Raw genomic sequence first — 15,506 nt, forward strand, 5'->3', positions numbered from 1 at the left:
GAAGGTCGACTTGCCGCCGCCGGACACGCCGGTGATGCAAGTGAAGGTTCCGGCTGGGATCTCGGCCGTGACGTTCTTCAGATTGTTGCCGGTCGCGCCGACGACGCGCAGCACCTTTTTCTTGGAGATCGGGCGCCGCTCTTCGGGGATCTCGATCTCGCGTGCGCCGGACAGGTACTGACCGGTGATGCTGTCCGGATTGGCCATCACGTCGGCGGGCGTGCCCTGGGCGATGATCTCGCCGCCATGAACGCCGGCGGCCGGACCCATGTCGATCACATAGTCGGCGGTCATGATCGCCTCCTCGTCATGCTCGACGACGAGGACGGAATTGCCGAGATCGCGCAGGCCCTTGAGGCTCTCCAGCAGGCGGGTGTTGTCACGCTGGTGCAAGCCGATCGAGGGCTCGTCCAGCACATAGAGTACGCCGGTCAGGCCTGAGCCGATCTGGCTGGCCAGGCGGATGCGCTGGCTCTCGCCGCCCGACAGGGTGCCGGAGGCGCGGCTCATGTTCAGATAGTCCAGGCCCACATTCACCAGGAACCGCAGGCGATCATTGATCTCCTTCAGGATCCGGCGGGCGATCTCCATCTGCTTGTCGGTCAGGCTGCCGTCCAGGCTCGTGAACCACTCTTCGGCATGGCGGATCGACAGGCGGCTGGCTTCGCCGATGTGCTTGCCCGCGATCTTCACCGCCAGGGCTTCGGGCTTCAGGCGGTAGCCCTCGCAGGCCTCGCAGGGCGTTTCGGACTGGTAGCGGCCCAGTTCCTCACGAACCCAGGATGAGTCGGTTTCGCGCCACCGGCGCTCAAGGTTCGGCAGCACGCCCTCGAAGGTCTTGTTGACCTCGTATTTCCGGGCGTTGTCGTCGTAGACGAACTTGATCTTCTCGGTGCCCGACCCATACAGCACCACGGTCTTGGCGCCCTCGGGCAGCTTCCACCACGGCATGTCCATGGAGAAGCCGTAGTGGCCGGCCAGGGCCTGCAGGGTCTGGGTGTAGAGCGGGGAGGGGCCCTTGGCCCAGGGCGCGATGGCCCCCTTGTGCAGGGTCTTGTCCTTGTCCGGCACGATCATGTCGGCGTCGAAGGCGAGCTTGGCGCCGAGGCCATCGCATACCGGGCAGGCGCCGTAAGGGTTGTTGAACGAGAACAGCCGCGGCTCGATCTCGCTGATCGTGAAACCGGACACCGGGCAGGCGAACTTCTCGGAGAACAGCATCCGGCGCGGCTCGGCCTCGCCCTCGGCCTTGTCCGCCCATTCGGCCACGGCGATGCCGTCCGCCAGCTTCAGCGCCGTTTCCAGGCTGTCGGCGTAGCGGCTTTCCAGCCCGTTCTTCGTGACCAGGCGGTCCACGACGATGTCGATGTCGTGCTTGAACTTCTTGTCGAGGGTCGGGGCGTCCTCGATCGGATAGAATTCGCCGTCGATCTTCAGGCGCTGGAAGCCTGACTTCTGCCACTCGGCGATTTCCTTGCGGTACTCGCCCTTGCGGCCGCGCACCACCGGGGCCAGCAGGTAGAGCCGCTCGCCTTCGGGCAGGGCGGTGAGCTTGTCGACCATCATCGAGACGGTCTGGCTCTCGATGGGCAGGCCGGTGGCGGGCGAATAGGGCACGCCCACCCGCGCCCACAACAGACGCATATAGTCGTGGATTTCGGTGACGGTGCCGACGGTCGAGCGCGGATTGCGACTGGTGGTCTTCTGCTCGATGGAGATGGCGGGCGAGAGACCTTCAATCAGATCGACGTCCGGCTTGCTCATCAGCTCCAGGAACTGACGCGCATAGGCCGAGAGGCTCTCGACATAGCGCCGCTGGCCCTCGGCGTAGATGGTGTCGAACGCGAGCGAGCTTTTGCCCGAACCCGACAGCCCGGTCAGGACCACGAGTTCTCCGCGCGGGATGTCCACGCTGATGTCTTTGAGGTTGTGCTCACGCGCGCCGCGCACGCGGATGAAGTTCAGCTGTTCGGCCATGTTTTTCCGGAAACGCTCTCGACCGCCGATCAGCTCAGCGGGCCTCGTCTAATGTAGTTCCGAGACTCACGGATAACACAGGAACATTGTGTGAACAAACGAGCCGCGGTGGTTTAACGCGCCAAACTAGCGCCGCTTGCGCCAAAACATGTCAGCAGCCTGACACTGTTTGTCTAGTCGGGATGGCGCTCGCGAGCGCCGTCGAGCAGCAACAGGATGGCGAGGACAAAGGCGTGCATTTCCGGCTCCTCGGGAGACGGGTCAGCTTCAACCTCTCGCGCGCCGGACCGCAAACGCCTTGCGGCGGATGGCGTACAAGACGCGACGAAGCGTCCTCGCGCCGATTCAGCCGTCGCGGCGTTCGTAGCGGGGCGGTCGCTTTTCAAGGAAGGCGGCGACGCCCTCGCCGAAGTCGCCGTCGAGGCTGGCGAGGATCTGGTTGCGGTCCTCCATCGCGACGGCCGCCTCCAGGCCCTGGGCGTCGATGGCATGGTTCAGCGCTTCCTTGGTCAGCCGCAGGCCCAGCGGTGTGGCGTGCAGCATATCCGCGACGAAGCCTTGCGCCTCGGCCTCCATTGCTTCGGGCGCGACCACGCGGCTGACCAGGCCAAGCTGGTAGGCGCGCTCGGCGCCGATGAAGCGTCCGGTCAGCATGTACTCAGCCGCCACCGACGAGCCGACCATCCGAGGCAGGAAGTAGCTGACGCCGATGTCGCAGGCCGACAGGCCGATGCGAATGAAGGCGGCGTTCATGCGGGTGCGCGGGGTGGCGATCCGGACGTCGGAGGCCAATGCCAAGGCGAAGCCGCCGCCGCTGGCCGCGCCGTCGACGCAGGCGATGATCGGCTGGGGGCAACGGCGCATGGCGATGACGATCTCGCTGATCTCGCGCTGGGCGGTGAGTCCCGCCCCGACCGAGCGGCCGCCGGGCGCCTGGGTGTTACGTTCCTTCAGGTCCAGCCCGGCGCAGAAGGCGCCGCCCGCGCCCGACAGCACCACGACCCGCGCATCGCGCCGCCAGTAGAGGCCCACGAAGAAGTCGCGCAATTCCTCGACAAGCTTGCGGTTGAGGGCGTTCAGCCGCTCGGGCCGGTTCATGGTGGCCCAGATGACGTCGCCGTCGGCGCGCAGATCGAGATGCTCGTACATGTCAGGCTCCACGGGTTCTCCGCAGAGCCTGCGCCCGCCGCCGCCACGTCAGGCAAGCGGCGGGAGTAGCGGCTATTTCGCCTTCAGTTCATCGGCCTGTTTCAGCACCCGCAAAGCGTTGCCGCCCCAGAACTTGGCCAGGTCTTCCTTGCTGAAGCCGGCGGCGATCAGCCGTTCGGTCAGGGCGGGGAAGTAGGTGATGTCCTCAAACCCGGCGATGCCGCCGCCGCCGTCGAAGTCTCCGGAGATGCCGATGTGATCCTTACCGGCCACCTCGGCGGCGTGCAGGATATGGCGCATCAGGTCGTCCATATCGGCGCGCGTGGGCGGGTATTGGGCGTCGATCGCCTGCCGGGCCTTGCGATAGGCCTCGCGCTTCTCGGGCGCGACGTCGCGCGGCGATCCGTAGGTCTTGGTGAGCTCGACGAGAGCAGCCTTGCGGGCCGGATTATCCGTGATGTCCTTCATGTAGTTGGAGAAGGCGTTGATCTGGACCACGCCGCCCTTAGCCGCCAGCTTGCGCAACAGGTCGTCCGAGACGTTGCGCGGGTGGTTGTAGATGGCTCGCACGCCCGAGTGGGAGAGGATGATGGGGGCTTTGGACAGGTCCAGCATCTGGTCCAGCACCTGATCGGAGGCGTGGCTGGCGTCGAGCAGGATGCCCAGGCGGTTGGCCTCGGTCACGAACTGTTTGCCGCTGGCGCTCAGACCCCCGTGGATCGGGCCCTTCGGATCGGTGGCCGAGTCGGCCAAGTCGTTGTTGGCGAAGTGGACCGGGCTCATCATCCGCACGCCCATGTCGTAAAAGGTCTGCATCAGGCTGAGGTCGCCGGCCACAGGCTGGCCGTTCTCCATGCTGATATAGACGAACCGCTTGCCGGCCTTGGAGATCGCCTGCGCATCCTCGGCCGTTGTCGCCAGGGCGAAGACGTCGCTGTTTTTGGCGACCATCTCGTGGATGACGACCCCGCGCATGATCGCCTGGTCGCGGGCGGCGTCGTTGCCGGCCTTGGTGTTGGGCCCCTGAGGCGTGAAGATCGCGAAGAAGCCGCCATCGACCCCGCCCTCGACCATGCGCGGATAGTCGACCTGGCTGCCGTCGGCGACGTTGTTGCGCTTGCGGATGTCGAAGCCGCCTACCGCCTGGTTGGCCGGGGTGTCGAAGTGGGTGTCGAGCACGATCAGGTTCTCGTGCAGGATTTTTGTCGCAGGTTTCACCTGGGGCGGAGTTTGCGCACAGACCGGCGCCGCGCTCGCCAACAGGACCGCGAGCGGAAGACCAAACTTGAACACGATACGCCTCTCCCCGAAATGACCCGCGAACCTTCAGCATTCCGGGGAGGCGGCGCAAGCCTCAGTTGCGGTCGATCCGCGCCGCGAAGCATCCACGGCCTGCATTGTGGGCATGGATGTAGCTGACCTGCGGATCGGCGAGCATTCGTTCGATCGCAAGCGTCAGACCGGCGCCCGGCGCGATCTCCGCCGCAGTCATCATCCCGGCGCAATCGAAGGCGCGCAGCGAGATATGCGGGCGAGCGCTCAGGCATCCCGGGATTTCATTGACGGCGCGGCGGGTCTGCGTCGCGGCCTCACTGACATAGATGGCGTGACGCGAGCGATAGGGCGTGTCGGCGGCTTGATGCTCATAGTTCAGCAGCAGGAGCGTCTGGCCGATGGCTGCGTCCTCAAGGGTGACTCGGCACGGAAAGCCGATCGGGGTGGTGGCGATGTGTCGGAAGACGCCACGAGCGGCGAGGTCTTGTTCCGGCAAGCCGAACAATGGGCGAAACTCATCGACCGGCAGGCCGGTGATCATGAACGACATGGCTGGCTCCGAGATGGCTAGAGGGCGTCGTGGAAGATGACGCCGAGGGTATGGCGACGGCCGCTGCGAAGCTGGCTGACGCCGTGGCGCATGCTGACGCGATAGCTGCCGCGGGCGCCCTGGACCGGGCGGTGATGGACGGCGAAGACGAGAGCGTCGCCCTGGCGCAGCGGCGCGACCTCGACGCGTGACTGCATGCGCGGGCGCTGCTCGGTCAGGACGAACTCCCCGCCGGCGAAGTCGGCGCCTGGCTCGGATAACAGCACCGCCACCTGCAACGGGAAGACGTGCTCCCCATAAAGATCCTGATGCAGGCAGTTGTAGTCGCCGGGGCCGTACTGCAGCAGCAAAGGGGTCGGCCGGACCTGGCCGGCGGCGTGACAGCGCTCCAGGAACGCGGCGTGGTCGTCGGGATAGCGCGCGCCGATCCCCATGGCGGCGTTCCAGCGATTGGCTGTCTCCACCAGTTGGGGATAGAGCGCGGCGCGCAGGCCCGCGACGATGGAGGGGAGGGGGTAGGCGAAATAGCGGTACTCGCCGCGGCCGAACCCGTGTCGACCCATGACTACGCGGCTGCGAAAGCCAGCCTCCTCGGCGTACAGACCAGAGATAGCGGCGCATTCCTCTGGGCTCAGCAGGCGCTCGATCATTGCGCTGCCTTGGGTGTCCAGGCCGCGGGTCACGCTGGGCCAGTCGAGGGACGCGATACGCCCCTCGATGGTGGGGGGAAGGGAGGCCAGGGCGCTCATGCCGCGGCCTCGCGGTCCAGCAGCGCGCGCTTGCGCTCGACGCCCCAACGATAGCCGGACAGCGCGCCGTCTGTGCGGACCACGCGGTGGCAGGGGATGGCGACGGCGATGGCGTTGGCCGCGCAGGCCTGGGCCACGGCGCGAACAGCCCGCGGCGAGCCGATCTTCTCGGCAATCTGGGCGTAGCCCGCGGTTTCGCCGGCTGGGATTTCACGCAGCGCCTGCCACACTCGTTGCTGGAAGGCGGTGCCGCGTACGTCCAGCGGCAGGTCGAGGCCTAGGCCCGGCTGTTCGACAAAACCCACCACCTTGGCGACCAGCGCTTCGAACTGCGCATCGCCGCCGATCAGTTCGGCGCGGCTGAACTGGTCCTGCAGGTCGCGCGCCAGCGCCTCTGGATCATCGCCCAGTAGGATGGCGCAAACGCCCTTGTCGGTCGCCGCCACGAGGATCGAACCCAGCGAGCACTCGCCGATCGCGAACTTGATCACCGCCGTCTCGCCGCCGGCGCGGAACCTGGTCGGGGTCATGCCCAGCACCTGTGCCGACTGGGCATAGAAGCGGCCGCCGGAATTGAAGCCGGCGTCATAGATCGCCTCAGTCACCGTGCCGCTGGTGGTCAGCGCTTCGCGAACTCGCCCGGCGCGGTGGGCGCTCGCATAGGCCTTTGGGGTGACGCCCGCGACGGACTTGAACACCCGGTGGAAGTGAAACGGGCTGATCCCGGCCTGGGCGGCGAGCGCTTCCAGGTCGGGCGCCTCTTCGGCGGCTTCAATGGTGCGGCAAGCGTCGGCCACCATGGCCGCTTGGCGTTCGACCATCGGCGGCTGGTCAGGCTTGCAGCGCTTGCAGGGGCGGAAACCGGCGGCCTCGGCCTCGCCGGCGGTCAGGTGAAAGGCGACGTTCTCGCGTCGCGCCGGGCGAGCGGCGCAGGAGGGGCGGCAATAGACCCCCGTCGTGCGCACGGAATAGAAGAACTTGCCATCGGCGGCGCGGTTCTTGGCGATGACAGCGGCCCAGCGGGCGCTGTCGGTGTCGATTGCGGTTTGCATGTCGAACGCTCCATCAGTCGTCTTGAGCGATGGGATAGGCCTCTACGACCGGTGGGAAACTCCGCCTCTTGCTTTCAAATCCGCATCCTCGCGGGGAAGTGCAAGGGCGTTGGCGGTGCGGGGTCCGATTTGCGCCAGTCTGCGGCAGGCCCTATATCGTTCTCTTCACCGAAGGAGACCGCGACCATGGAAAGCGCAACGGACAGCCATTCCGTCCTGAACGCCCATGGTCCCACATGTCTTCCTTCATCACGCTCGACGGCCTCTCCTACAAAACGCCTGAGGGCCGCGGTCTCTTCGATAATCTGACGCTCGCCTTCGGGGCTGAGCGCACCGGCCTCGTGGGGCGCAACGGCGTGGGCAAGACCACGCTGCTGCGCCTGATGCTGGGCGAACTTCCGCCGGCCTCCGGTACGGTGAGTGTGCGCGGCCGGATCGGGGTCTTGCGCCAGGCCCTGGCGCCGCCCGAGGGCTCTAGCCTGGCCGATGTGCTGGGCGTGGCCGAGCCGCTGGCGCGGCTTGAGCGGATCGCCGCCGGCCGAGGAGACGAAACCGACTTCGCCGAAGCCGATTGGTCGCTAGAGGCTCGGCTTGAGGCGGCGCTGGCGCAGGCCGGCTTGGCAGGCGTCGATCTGGCGCGATCAGCGGCATCGCTCAGCGGCGGTCAGGCGACGCGCGCGGCTTTGGCCGGCGTGCTTGTGCAGGCGCCCGACATCGTCCTGCTCGATGAGCCGACCAACAATCTCGACGTCGGCGCCCGCGCCTTGGTGGCCGATTTCCTGGCCGGCTGGAAGGGCGGGGCGGTGGTGGTCAGCCACGACCGCGCGCTGCTGCGCCGGATGGACCGCATCGTCGAACTGAGCGGCCTGGGGGCGAAGGTCTATGGTGGCGGCTATGACCTCTACGCCGAGCGCAAGGCCGAGGAGGAGGGCGCGGCGGTCCGCGATCTGGAACAGGCCGAGCGCGCAATGGCTCGGGTCGGCCGCGAGGCCCAGGCCGCGCGCGAAAAGAAAGCCAAGCGCGACGCAGCTGGCCGGCGTTTCGCGGCCAAGGGCTCCGAACCCAAGATCCTATTGGGCGCTCAAGCCGAGCGCGCGGAAAACTCGGCGGGGCGTGAGAACATGCTGGCCGCCCGACTGCGTGATGGGGCCGCCGCCGACCTGGCGGAGGCGCAAAAGCGCGTCGAACGCCTGAGGCTGCTGGACTTTGAGCTCCCGTCGTCGAGGCTTCCGGCCGGCAAATCGGTGCTGATCTTCGATGAGGTCGGCTTCGCATATCCGGGCGCGGCGCCGATCTTTTCGGGGCTATCGTTCAGGCTCACTGGCCCTGAACGACTCGCCGTCACCGGCGCGAACGGCACGGGTAAATCCACGTTGATCCGGCTGGCCACGGGTGAACTAGCCCGTACCTCGGGCCGGGTCGAACTGGGCGCCCGCTCGGCGTTGCTGGACCAGCAGACCGCCATGCTTCGGCAGGATGAGACCCTGATCGAGGCCTTCCAGCGGCTCAACCCAAGCGCGGGGGCCAACGACGCCTATGCCGCGCTGGCCCGCTTTCTGTTCCGCAACGTGGCGGCGGAAAAGACCGTCGCCTCGCTCAGCGGCGGCGAACGGCTGCGCGCGGCCTTGGCTTGCGTGCTGATGGCCGAGCTACCGCCACAACTGCTGATCCTGGATGAGCCGACCAACCACCTCGACCTGGACTCGATCGCCGCCATCGAGGCCGCGCTTCGCGGCTATGACGGGGCGATATTGGTCGTCAGCCACGATCCCGATTTCCTCCAGGCGATCGGGGTGGAGCGCGAGATCGAACTGGGAGCGGGATAAGGCGTGGCGGCCGCGGGTGTCGCCCACGGCCGCCGGCGTCTTAGGCGGCTTTTCGCATCACCTTGAACACCCCGTTGGCTCGGGCGCAGGGCTGGCCATCGGCGGTGACGAAGGCCTGGGCGAAGGACAGCGTGCCGCCGTTCTTCACGAAGGCGGTGGTGAACTCCAGCCACTGACCGATCTGCGCCGACCCCAGAAAGTCCAGGGTCAGGTTGACCGTGACCAGGCTCGCCTCGCCGCCGAGGCGGTGAGAGCAGGACAGCCCCATGGCGTTGTCCGCCAAGGCGCTGATCAGCCCGCCGTGGACGAAGCCGCGGCTGTTGGTGTGGGCCGCCTCGGCCACGAGACCCAGGATCACCGCCTCGTCGGTCTTGCGGCTGTAGATCGGCTCCCACGGGTCGGTCACCGGGCTTTGGCGGTAGTGCCGCTCAAAGCCCGGCGGGATGGATTGGGTCTCGTGCATCATCCCACGCCTCACGCCGCCGCGGCCAGCTTGGCGAGGCTGGACAGGGTCTTGGCGCAGGCCTGGGCCGCCTCCGCGCCCTTGGTCAGGAAGTGCTCGCGGAAGAAGGTCTGATGGATGTCGTGCTCGTGGAAGTGATGCGGGGTCAGCACCACGGAGAATACCGGCACTTCGGTGGTCAACTGGACCTGCATCAGGCCGGAGATCACGGTGGAGGCCACGAAGTCATGACGATAGATGCCGCCGTCGACCACCAGCCCTGCGGCGACGATGGCCGCGTAGCGACCGGTCTTGGCCAGGGTTTGGGCGTGCAGCGGGATTTCGAACGCGCCGGGGGTTTCAAAACGGTCGATGGCGCCCTCGTTGAAGCCGAGGCCGGCGATCTCGCGGATGAAACCCTGATAGGCGTTGTCGACGATTTCGCTGTGCCAGCCGGACTGGACGAACGCGATGCGCGCCAGACGGAAAGCGCCATTGGCGGTGGGGACTTCGAAGTGGGTGACAGCTTGGGTCATGGTCAGATCCCTGAGTTGGGCAAAAACCACGACTCAGGGAGACGCAAGCGAAGGCCTGTGGATCTCCACGCGCGAACGCGGGGAGCAGGCCGTCACTGGCGGTTCTCATAACCAGACTCTAACTGTCGGCTCCGGGTTCGCACCGGAATCTGCTGTCCCTGACGGGCCTTTCAGCCAACCAGGCGCCCGCGGGCTTGTGCATGGGCTCTTGCGAGCTTCCGCCATCACCGCCGGTGGGGACTTTCACCCCGCCCTGAGAACGCGGTCGCCGGAACGGCCCGGCGACGTCCACAGGCTAGGCCCAAATGCCGCGCTCAAACAAGTGTTTTAAGCCGCAGAATTTCTAGTCCGCCGCTTAGGCGCGCTTGTTCAGAGTGATGGAGGTGGCGGGCGCGGGAGCAGAGGCGACGCCCCCTTGGCCGTATCCCGTTCCGGTGTTGCGCTGGGCGGCGACTTCGTCGGCGATGGCGCGGACCAAGCCCTCGCTCACGGTCTTTGCGGCTTCCAGGGCGCGGCCCTGACGGGCCAGCACAGCGTCGAACGCCTCGGTGGCGCGGATCAGACGAGTGCGAAGGGCCAGCGGCGCACTGGCGACCATGCCGGGATTGGCGCGAACCCGCGCCGATTCGTGGCGGTAGACGTTGGCGAGCTTGGAGGTCTCTTCGATGTTCTGAGTGGCGTCGCGGGGGCGTCGCTGTTCGAAGGCCAGCGCGTCCTGGGCGATCAGCTCGGTCAGGCGCTCGGTCAGCACGATCAGTTGTTCGACGCGGTCGGACGCGTCCGTGGCGGAGATCGCCATGACTAAGTCTCCTAACTCAAACCTTGAAGCTTCAGCATTTCCTTACCGACGGTGTCGGCCAGGCCGACCCCGCCGGAGCGCACCATCTGCTTGGCCATGGCGTCGCTCATGAACGACTTGAACGCCGCCTCGCCTTGGCCGCCGTTGAACGGAGCCTCCGCGCCCACGTCCTTGAACATCTCGTTCAGCATCACCGACAGGAACGAAGCCTCGAAATCCTTGGCGGTCTTGTCGATCTGGCCGCGCTTGGCCATCTCTGCGGCGGTGGGCTGGGCCGCCAGATCGGCGACGCCCTTGGCGGAGGGCAGGCTGAAGGCGGAGGTCAGATCCATCACATCACCTCGATGTTGGCTTGCAGGGCGCCAGCGGCCTTGATGGTCTGCAGGATGGAAATCATGTCGCGAGGCGTGACCCCCAGGGCGTTGAGGCCCGACACCAGGCTGGACAGCGAGGCGCCGTCCCGCAGGGTGATGAACTGCTTGCCCGTTTCCTCGTCCACCTGGACGTCGGACTGCGGCACGACCGCCGTCTGACCGCGGCTGAACGGAGCCGGCTGGCTGACCGCTGGGCTTTCGCGGACCGTGATGGTCAGGTTGCCCTGGGCGATAGCGACCGTGGAAATGCGCACGTTCTCGCCCATGACAATCACGCCAGCGATCTCGTCGATCACCACCTTGGCCGGGCCGTCGGTGTCGACGGTCATGTTCTCGACCTGCGAGAGGAACGAAACCATGTCCATGCGGCCGGGCGGGGTGATGGTGATGATCGTGGGGTTGTCGGCCCGGGCCGCGCCGGGGAAGCGGGTGTTCACGACGTCGGCGATCTTGCGAGCGGTGGTGAAGTCGGGATTGCGCAGGGTCATGCGCATCTGGCCCATATTGGCCAGTTGGAAGCCGATTTCGCGCTCGACGATGGCGCCGCCGGCGATGCGGCCCGCCGTCGGCACGCCCTTGGAAATCGAGGATCCCGACGCGCCTCCCGCGGAGATCGAGCCGGTCTGCACCGTGCCCTGGCTAACAGCATAAGCCTGGCCGTCGGCGCCCATCAGCGGCGTGACCAGCAGCGTGCCGCCTTGCAGGCTCTTGGCGTCACCCATGGCCGACACCGAGGCGTCGATGGGGGAGCCGGCGGCGGAGAAGGCCGGCAGCTTGGCCGTCACCATGACTGCGGCGACGTTCTTGGTGTTCAGGTTGGCGTCGCGAGTATTGACGCCCAGCCGCTCGAGCATGGCTTCCAGGCTCTGACGGGTGAAGGGGGCGTTGCGAAGGCTGTCGCCCGTGCCGTTCAGGCCGACGACGAGGCCGTAGCCGACCAGCATGTTGTCGCGAACGCCTTCGAATTCCACGATGTCCTTGATCCGCGACTTCGCGAAGCTGGGACCGGCGCACAGCGTTGCGGCGAGGAAGACGGCGCTGAAGAGTCGGATCGATCTACGCATGGGATCCCGGCACACTGCGGACTAATGAGTACGCGCTGCCCTATGCGACGAGCGTGCCAGATGAAAATATAAGCAATATCAATGGGTGGTGTTCGCCGGGCGAGGGGCGCGCCTTGTCTGGCGGCAGAATTTGCCCGGCATTAACCATACCATAAGAAGGCGCTGCGAGAGTTGCTGCGAAGCGTGGTAAAGGGCCTCGCATGAAAGTCAGTGGAACAAGCGGCGTCGGATCGGCGGGTGGGGCTAGCAAGCCTCGCGGCGCGAGCGGCGAAGGCTTTCAAGTTTCCCAGCCAGCAGCGGCCGCCGGACCGGCCCAAACGACGCGGGCAGGCGGCGTTGGGGGCGTGATGAGCGTCGACGCCATCCTCGCCCTGCAGGAAGTGGCCGGCCCGTTGGAGCGCCGGCGGCGCGCCGTGGGGCGGGCGGGTAAGATTCTCGACGTTCTCGAAGATTTGAAGGTCGGCCTACTTTCCGGGGAGGCCTCGATCGACGATTTGGATCGCCTGCGCCGGGCAGTTCGCGACGAGCGGCTCGGTACGGATGATGAACAGCTTGAAGGTGTATTGAACGAGATTGAAACCCGTGCTGCGGTGGAGATCGCGAAGCTTGAGAGCGCGAATCGTGCGGCCTGATGGCACGCGAAGAGCGACGTTCGTTGAAACCAGAATTTGTTTTGGTATAAGCGCTCCGCGTGTTGTCGGGGTGTTGTACCCAGGGGGCGTGAGGCGTCTATGAGCACGGCCACTATATTGGCGGAAAAGCCAGACTATCGTCCTTCCGAGGACGAGGAGTTCATGAACGAGCGGCAGCTTGAGTATTTCAAGCAGAAGCTCTTGAATTGGAAAGAGGATATCTTGCGGGAATCCCGTGAGACCCTGGTCCATCTTCAAAGTGAAACCGAGAATCATCCTGATCTGGCCGACCGCGCCACATCCGAGACTGATCGAGCTCTCGAACTGCGGACGCGGGACCGTCAGCGCAAGCTGATTTCCAAGATCGACGAGGCGATCCGTCGGATTGAAGACAAATCCTACGGCTATTGCGAAGACACCGGTGAACCCATCGGCGTCGCTCGTCTGGAAGCCCGACCGATCGCAACCCTCAGCCTCGAGGCGCAAGAGCGTCACGAGCGCCGGGAACGCGTTCACCGGGACGACTAAGGTTCAGGGGCGGCTCTTCGGAGCCGCCCTTTTTCTTTGCGGTCGAGCGGTCGCTGATCATTCACGCGACTGAAGTCGCGTCGTCGCCGAGCCGTCATCAGTGCAGGTTAGCGAGCCCCCCAAGTGTTCTCGGGGGATTTTCTTATGCGACTCATGACGACCGCGGCTTGGACCGTGCTCGCCCTAGCCTTGGCTCAACCGGCCTTCGCTGAAATCGACGCCGCCGCTTCGCGGGCCTCCGCCGAGGATCTTGAGGCGGTCATCGTCACCGGCACCCGCCGCGCCGACCGCACGGCGTTTGAATCTGCGGCCCCCATCGACGTGATCTCCGAGTCCGTGCTGGAAAGCACGGTCTCCGATGAGCTGATGGAAAAGCTGGTCGCCGCGGTCCCTTCCTTCAATGTCCAGCGCCTCCCGGCCGCCGATGGCCAGGCCTTCGTGCGGCCCGCCACTCTGCGCGGCCTTTCACCCGACCACACCCTGGTCCTGGTCAACGGCAAGCGCCGTCACCGTTCGGCGGTGCTCGGCGGGCGAGGGGCCCAGGGCGTCGACTTGGGCCAGCTGCCTAGCTTCGCGATCAAGCGGATCGAGGTGCTGCGCGACGGCGCTTCGGCCCAGTATGGCTCTGACGCCATCGCCAGCGTCATCAATCTGATCCTGAATGACCAGCCGGGTTTCGCGGCCTTTGGTCAGGCCGCCCAGTATTTCGAGGGCGACGGGACGATGTACGAAGGCGGCTTCCGCGCCGGCTGGGCGCTGGGCGACGGCGGCCACCTGGTCGCCACCCTGACCTACACAGACAGCGAGGCGACATCACGGACCCGTCAACGTCCCGACGCCATCGCCTTCCAGGCCGCCAACCCCAATTTGCGGGTCCGGAACCCGGTCCAGCGGTGGGGGCAGCCTGACCGCGACGCCACCCGCTTTGTCGTCGATGCGGCCGTGCCATTGAACGACGCCGTCGAACTGTATGGCTTTGCAACCTATTCGGACAGCAGCGGCGTCACCGACTTCAACTGGCGCAACCCGTCGAACGACACCGCCTATCGCAACAGCTCAGCCTTTCCTGGTTGGAACCTCGCCCAGCTCTATCCGGCCGGCTTCTCGCCGAAGTTCGGTCAGGATGAGACTGACTACGCGATCAACGCCGGCCTTCGCGGCGAGCTCGGAAACGGCCTCGCCTGGGACTTCAACGCCTCCCTCGGCCAAGACAAGGTCGACTACTTCATCAGCGAGACGATCAACGCCTCGTTCGGTCCCCAATCGCCCACCGCCTTCCGCGCCGGGATACTCACCCAGCGCGAGCAAAACCTGAATCTCGATTTCAACAAGCCGCTGGAATTGGGCTTCCTGGCCGAGACCGCCAACCTGGCCTTCGGCGCCGAGCGCCGGGTCGAAACCTATAAGATCGAGGCTGGCGACCCGATGTCCTATCAGGTCGGACCCGGCGCGGTCGCCGGCCTGCCGTCGGGCTCCAACGGCTTCCCAGGCTACAGCAGCGCCCAGGCCGGGTCGTGGGACCAGACCAGTTACGCCGGCTATGTCGACCTGGACCTAGCCTGGACGGAATCCTTCTCGACCAACGTCGCCATTCGCCACGAGGACTTCTCCGAGTTCGGCTCGACCACGGATGGCAAGATCGCCGCGCGCTACGAGATCAGCCCAGACTGGGCGGTTCGCGGCGCGGTCTCCACCGGCTTCCGCGCACCGACACCCGGCCAGCTCAACAGCACCCGGACCTCGCAGGGCCTGGACACCACGACCCTGCAGCTCTTCACCGCCGGACGCCTGTCGCCCAGCAATCCGGTTGCGCAGTTCTTCGGCGCCAAGCCGCTGGAGCCGGAGACCTCGACCAACTACTCGGTCGGGCTTGTCTACCGGAGCGCCGAGCACGGCCTGACCGGCTCGCTTGACTACTACCAGATCGAGGTGGACGACCGCTTCGCCAGCTCGCCGAACTTCACCGTCACCCCGGCGATCAGGGCCGAACTCCTGAAGCTCGGCGTGCCCGGCGCAGACTCCCTGACCTCGGTCAGCTACTTCACCAACTCATTCAACACCCGGACCAGGGGGCTCGACGCGGTCGGGTCCTGGAAGACGCATCTGGCTGACGGCGATCTGACCCTGACCGCGGCCTATAACTGGAACGACACCAAGGTCACCAGATCCAAGCTGACTGAGGTTTCAAAACTGGCTCGGATCAATATCGAGGATGGGCTGCCCGAGCACACCGGCAATGTCGCGGCCACCTATGCCTATGGCCGGTTCGAGGGCACAGCCCGGGTCCGCTACTACGGCGACTGGACCGATGCGCAGTCGCAATCCTCGGCCGATTTGATCCAGACCTTCGGGGCTCGGACGTTCGTCGATCTCTCCGCCAGCGCGGCCATCACCGAGCAGGTGAAGGTGACCATCGGTGCGGAGAACATCTTCAACACCTATCCCGACGAGGCGACCTTCCAGGCTTCGCGCGGCCTGATCTACTCGCGCAACGCGGTCTACGACACCGACGGCGGCCTCTACTACGTCCGCCTGAACGCTAAGTTCTGAGGC

15 protein-coding genes and 1 riboswitch are annotated in these 15,506 nt (G+C 66.0%); of the genes, 4 read left to right on the plus strand and 11 right to left on the minus strand.

What is annotated here, in order from left to right; all coding sequences use genetic code 11:
* From uvrA to ada, 6 genes are all read right to left on the minus strand, one after another.
* The coding region (uvrA, locus tag Q8M13_RS02700; RefSeq protein ID WP_305298077.1) for an excinuclease ABC subunit UvrA at positions 1-1,977 on the minus strand (1,977 nt) is incomplete at its 3' end.
* Positions 1,978-2,322: 345 nt separating this feature from the next.
* Entirely contained in the window at positions 2,323-3,126 is an 804-nt protein-coding gene (locus Q8M13_RS02705; RefSeq protein WP_305298078.1) for an enoyl-CoA hydratase/isomerase family protein, read from the minus strand.
* A 72-nt stretch (positions 3,127-3,198) separates the two neighbouring features.
* Complete coding sequence (locus Q8M13_RS02710) at positions 3,199-4,419, minus strand: dipeptidase (RefSeq protein WP_305298079.1); 1,221 nt, start codon at positions 4,417-4,419, stop codon at positions 3,199-3,201.
* Positions 4,420-4,480: 61 nt separating this feature from the next.
* Positions 4,481-4,951: a DUF1203 domain-containing protein gene (locus Q8M13_RS02715; protein ID WP_305298080.1), complete on the minus strand. Its 471-nt coding sequence runs from the start codon at positions 4,949-4,951 to the stop codon at positions 4,481-4,483.
* Positions 4,952-4,968: 17 nt separating this feature from the next.
* Positions 4,969-5,700: a 2OG-Fe(II) oxygenase gene (locus Q8M13_RS02720; RefSeq protein WP_305298081.1), complete on the minus strand. Its 732-nt coding sequence runs from the start codon at positions 5,698-5,700 to the stop codon at positions 4,969-4,971.
* Positions 5,697-6,752 carry a bifunctional DNA-binding transcriptional regulator/O6-methylguanine-DNA methyltransferase Ada gene (gene ada, locus Q8M13_RS02725; protein ID WP_305298082.1) on the minus strand — a complete coding sequence of 352 codons (1,056 nt, stop codon included), beginning with the start codon at positions 6,750-6,752 and terminating at the stop codon, positions 5,697-5,699. The genes Q8M13_RS02720 and ada overlap by 4 nt, the downstream gene beginning before the upstream one ends.
* A gap of 236 nt (positions 6,753-6,988) precedes the next feature.
* On the opposite strand from ada, the gene Q8M13_RS02730 reads away from it, so the two are divergent.
* Positions 6,989-8,578 carry an ABC-F family ATP-binding cassette domain-containing protein gene (locus Q8M13_RS02730; protein ID WP_305298083.1) on the plus strand — a complete coding sequence of 530 codons (1,590 nt, stop codon included), beginning with the start codon at positions 6,989-6,991 and terminating at the stop codon, positions 8,576-8,578.
* 40 nt (positions 8,579-8,618) lie between these two features.
* Here the strand turns inward: Q8M13_RS02730 and Q8M13_RS02735 are convergent, their stop codons facing one another.
* From Q8M13_RS02735 to Q8M13_RS02755, 5 genes are all read right to left on the minus strand, one after another.
* Positions 8,619-9,044, minus strand: a complete 426-nt coding sequence (locus tag Q8M13_RS02735) for a PaaI family thioesterase (protein WP_370869924.1) — start codon at positions 9,042-9,044, stop codon at positions 8,619-8,621.
* Between the two features lie 8 nt (positions 9,045-9,052).
* Positions 9,053-9,556 (minus strand): 6,7-dimethyl-8-ribityllumazine synthase, encoded by a 504-nt coding sequence (locus tag Q8M13_RS02740; RefSeq protein WP_305298084.1) that lies wholly within the window; start codon positions 9,554-9,556, stop codon positions 9,053-9,055.
* A 96-nt stretch (positions 9,557-9,652) separates the two neighbouring features.
* Positions 9,653-9,821, minus strand: a riboswitch (FMN riboswitch).
* Positions 9,822-9,911: 90 nt separating this feature from the next.
* Complete coding sequence (locus Q8M13_RS02745) at positions 9,912-10,355, minus strand: flagellar basal body protein (protein ID WP_305298085.1); 444 nt, start codon at positions 10,353-10,355, stop codon at positions 9,912-9,914.
* Positions 10,356-10,366: 11 nt separating this feature from the next.
* On the minus strand, positions 10,367-10,609 hold the full coding sequence (locus tag Q8M13_RS02750; RefSeq protein WP_370869925.1) for a rod-binding protein: 243 nt from the start codon (positions 10,607-10,609) through the stop codon (positions 10,367-10,369).
* Positions 10,610-10,686: 77 nt separating this feature from the next.
* Positions 10,687-11,793: a flagellar basal body P-ring protein FlgI gene (locus Q8M13_RS02755; RefSeq protein ID WP_305298086.1), complete on the minus strand. Its 1,107-nt coding sequence runs from the start codon at positions 11,791-11,793 to the stop codon at positions 10,687-10,689.
* Positions 11,794-11,993: 200 nt separating this feature from the next.
* Here Q8M13_RS02755 and Q8M13_RS02760 point away from each other — a divergent pair, with 200 nt between their 5' ends.
* From Q8M13_RS02760 to Q8M13_RS02770, 3 genes are all read left to right on the plus strand, one after another.
* A complete protein-coding gene (locus Q8M13_RS02760; RefSeq protein ID WP_305298087.1) occupies positions 11,994-12,425 on the plus strand; it encodes a flagellar assembly protein FliX in 432 nt (143 codons plus the stop codon).
* 99 nt (positions 12,426-12,524) lie between these two features.
* Positions 12,525-12,953, plus strand: a complete 429-nt coding sequence (gene dksA, locus Q8M13_RS02765; RefSeq protein ID WP_305298088.1) for an RNA polymerase-binding protein DksA — start codon at positions 12,525-12,527, stop codon at positions 12,951-12,953.
* 144 nt (positions 12,954-13,097) lie between these two features.
* A complete protein-coding gene (locus Q8M13_RS02770) occupies positions 13,098-15,503 on the plus strand; it encodes a TonB-dependent siderophore receptor (protein WP_305298089.1) in 2,406 nt (801 codons plus the stop codon).
* Positions 15,504-15,506: the final 3 nt, after the last annotated feature.

Source organism: Phenylobacterium sp., assembly GCF_030681155.1.
Taxonomy (GTDB): Bacteria; Pseudomonadota; Alphaproteobacteria; order Caulobacterales; family Caulobacteraceae; genus Phenylobacterium.

Bases quoted from the DNA above. Each gene is read 5' to 3' on its own strand.
- Q8M13_RS02755 (WP_305298086.1), bottom strand. From the start codon at position 11,793: ATGCGTAGATCGATCCGACTCTTCAGCGCCGTCTTCCTCGCCGCAACG.
- Q8M13_RS02740 (WP_305298084.1), bottom strand. From the start codon at position 9,556: ATGACCCAAGCTGTCACCCACTTCGAAGTCCCCACCGCCAATGGCGCT.
- Q8M13_RS02770 (WP_305298089.1), top strand. From the start codon at position 13,098: ATGCGACTCATGACGACCGCGGCTTGGACCGTGCTCGCCCTAGCCTTG.
- ada (WP_305298082.1), bottom strand. From the start codon at position 6,752: ATGCAAACCGCAATCGACACCGACAGCGCCCGCTGGGCCGCTGTCATC.
- Q8M13_RS02745 (WP_305298085.1), bottom strand. From the start codon at position 10,355: ATGGCGATCTCCGCCACGGACGCGTCCGACCGCGTCGAACAACTGATC.
- Q8M13_RS02735 (WP_370869924.1), bottom strand. From the start codon at position 9,044: ATGATGCACGAGACCCAATCCATCCCGCCGGGCTTTGAGCGGCACTAC.
- Q8M13_RS02715 (WP_305298080.1), bottom strand. From the start codon at position 4,951: ATGTCGTTCATGATCACCGGCCTGCCGGTCGATGAGTTTCGCCCATTG.
- Q8M13_RS02720 (WP_305298081.1), bottom strand. From the start codon at position 5,700: ATGAGCGCCCTGGCCTCCCTTCCCCCCACCATCGAGGGGCGTATCGCG.
- dksA (WP_305298088.1), top strand. From the start codon at position 12,525: ATGAGCACGGCCACTATATTGGCGGAAAAGCCAGACTATCGTCCTTCC.
- Q8M13_RS02750 (WP_370869925.1), bottom strand. From the start codon at position 10,609: ATGGCCAAGCGCGGCCAGATCGACAAGACCGCCAAGGATTTCGAGGCT.
- Q8M13_RS02705 (WP_305298078.1), bottom strand. From the start codon at position 3,126: ATGTACGAGCATCTCGATCTGCGCGCCGACGGCGACGTCATCTGGGCC.
- Q8M13_RS02730 (WP_305298083.1), top strand. From the start codon at position 6,989: ATGTCTTCCTTCATCACGCTCGACGGCCTCTCCTACAAAACGCCTGAG.
- Q8M13_RS02760 (WP_305298087.1), top strand. From the start codon at position 11,994: ATGAAAGTCAGTGGAACAAGCGGCGTCGGATCGGCGGGTGGGGCTAGC.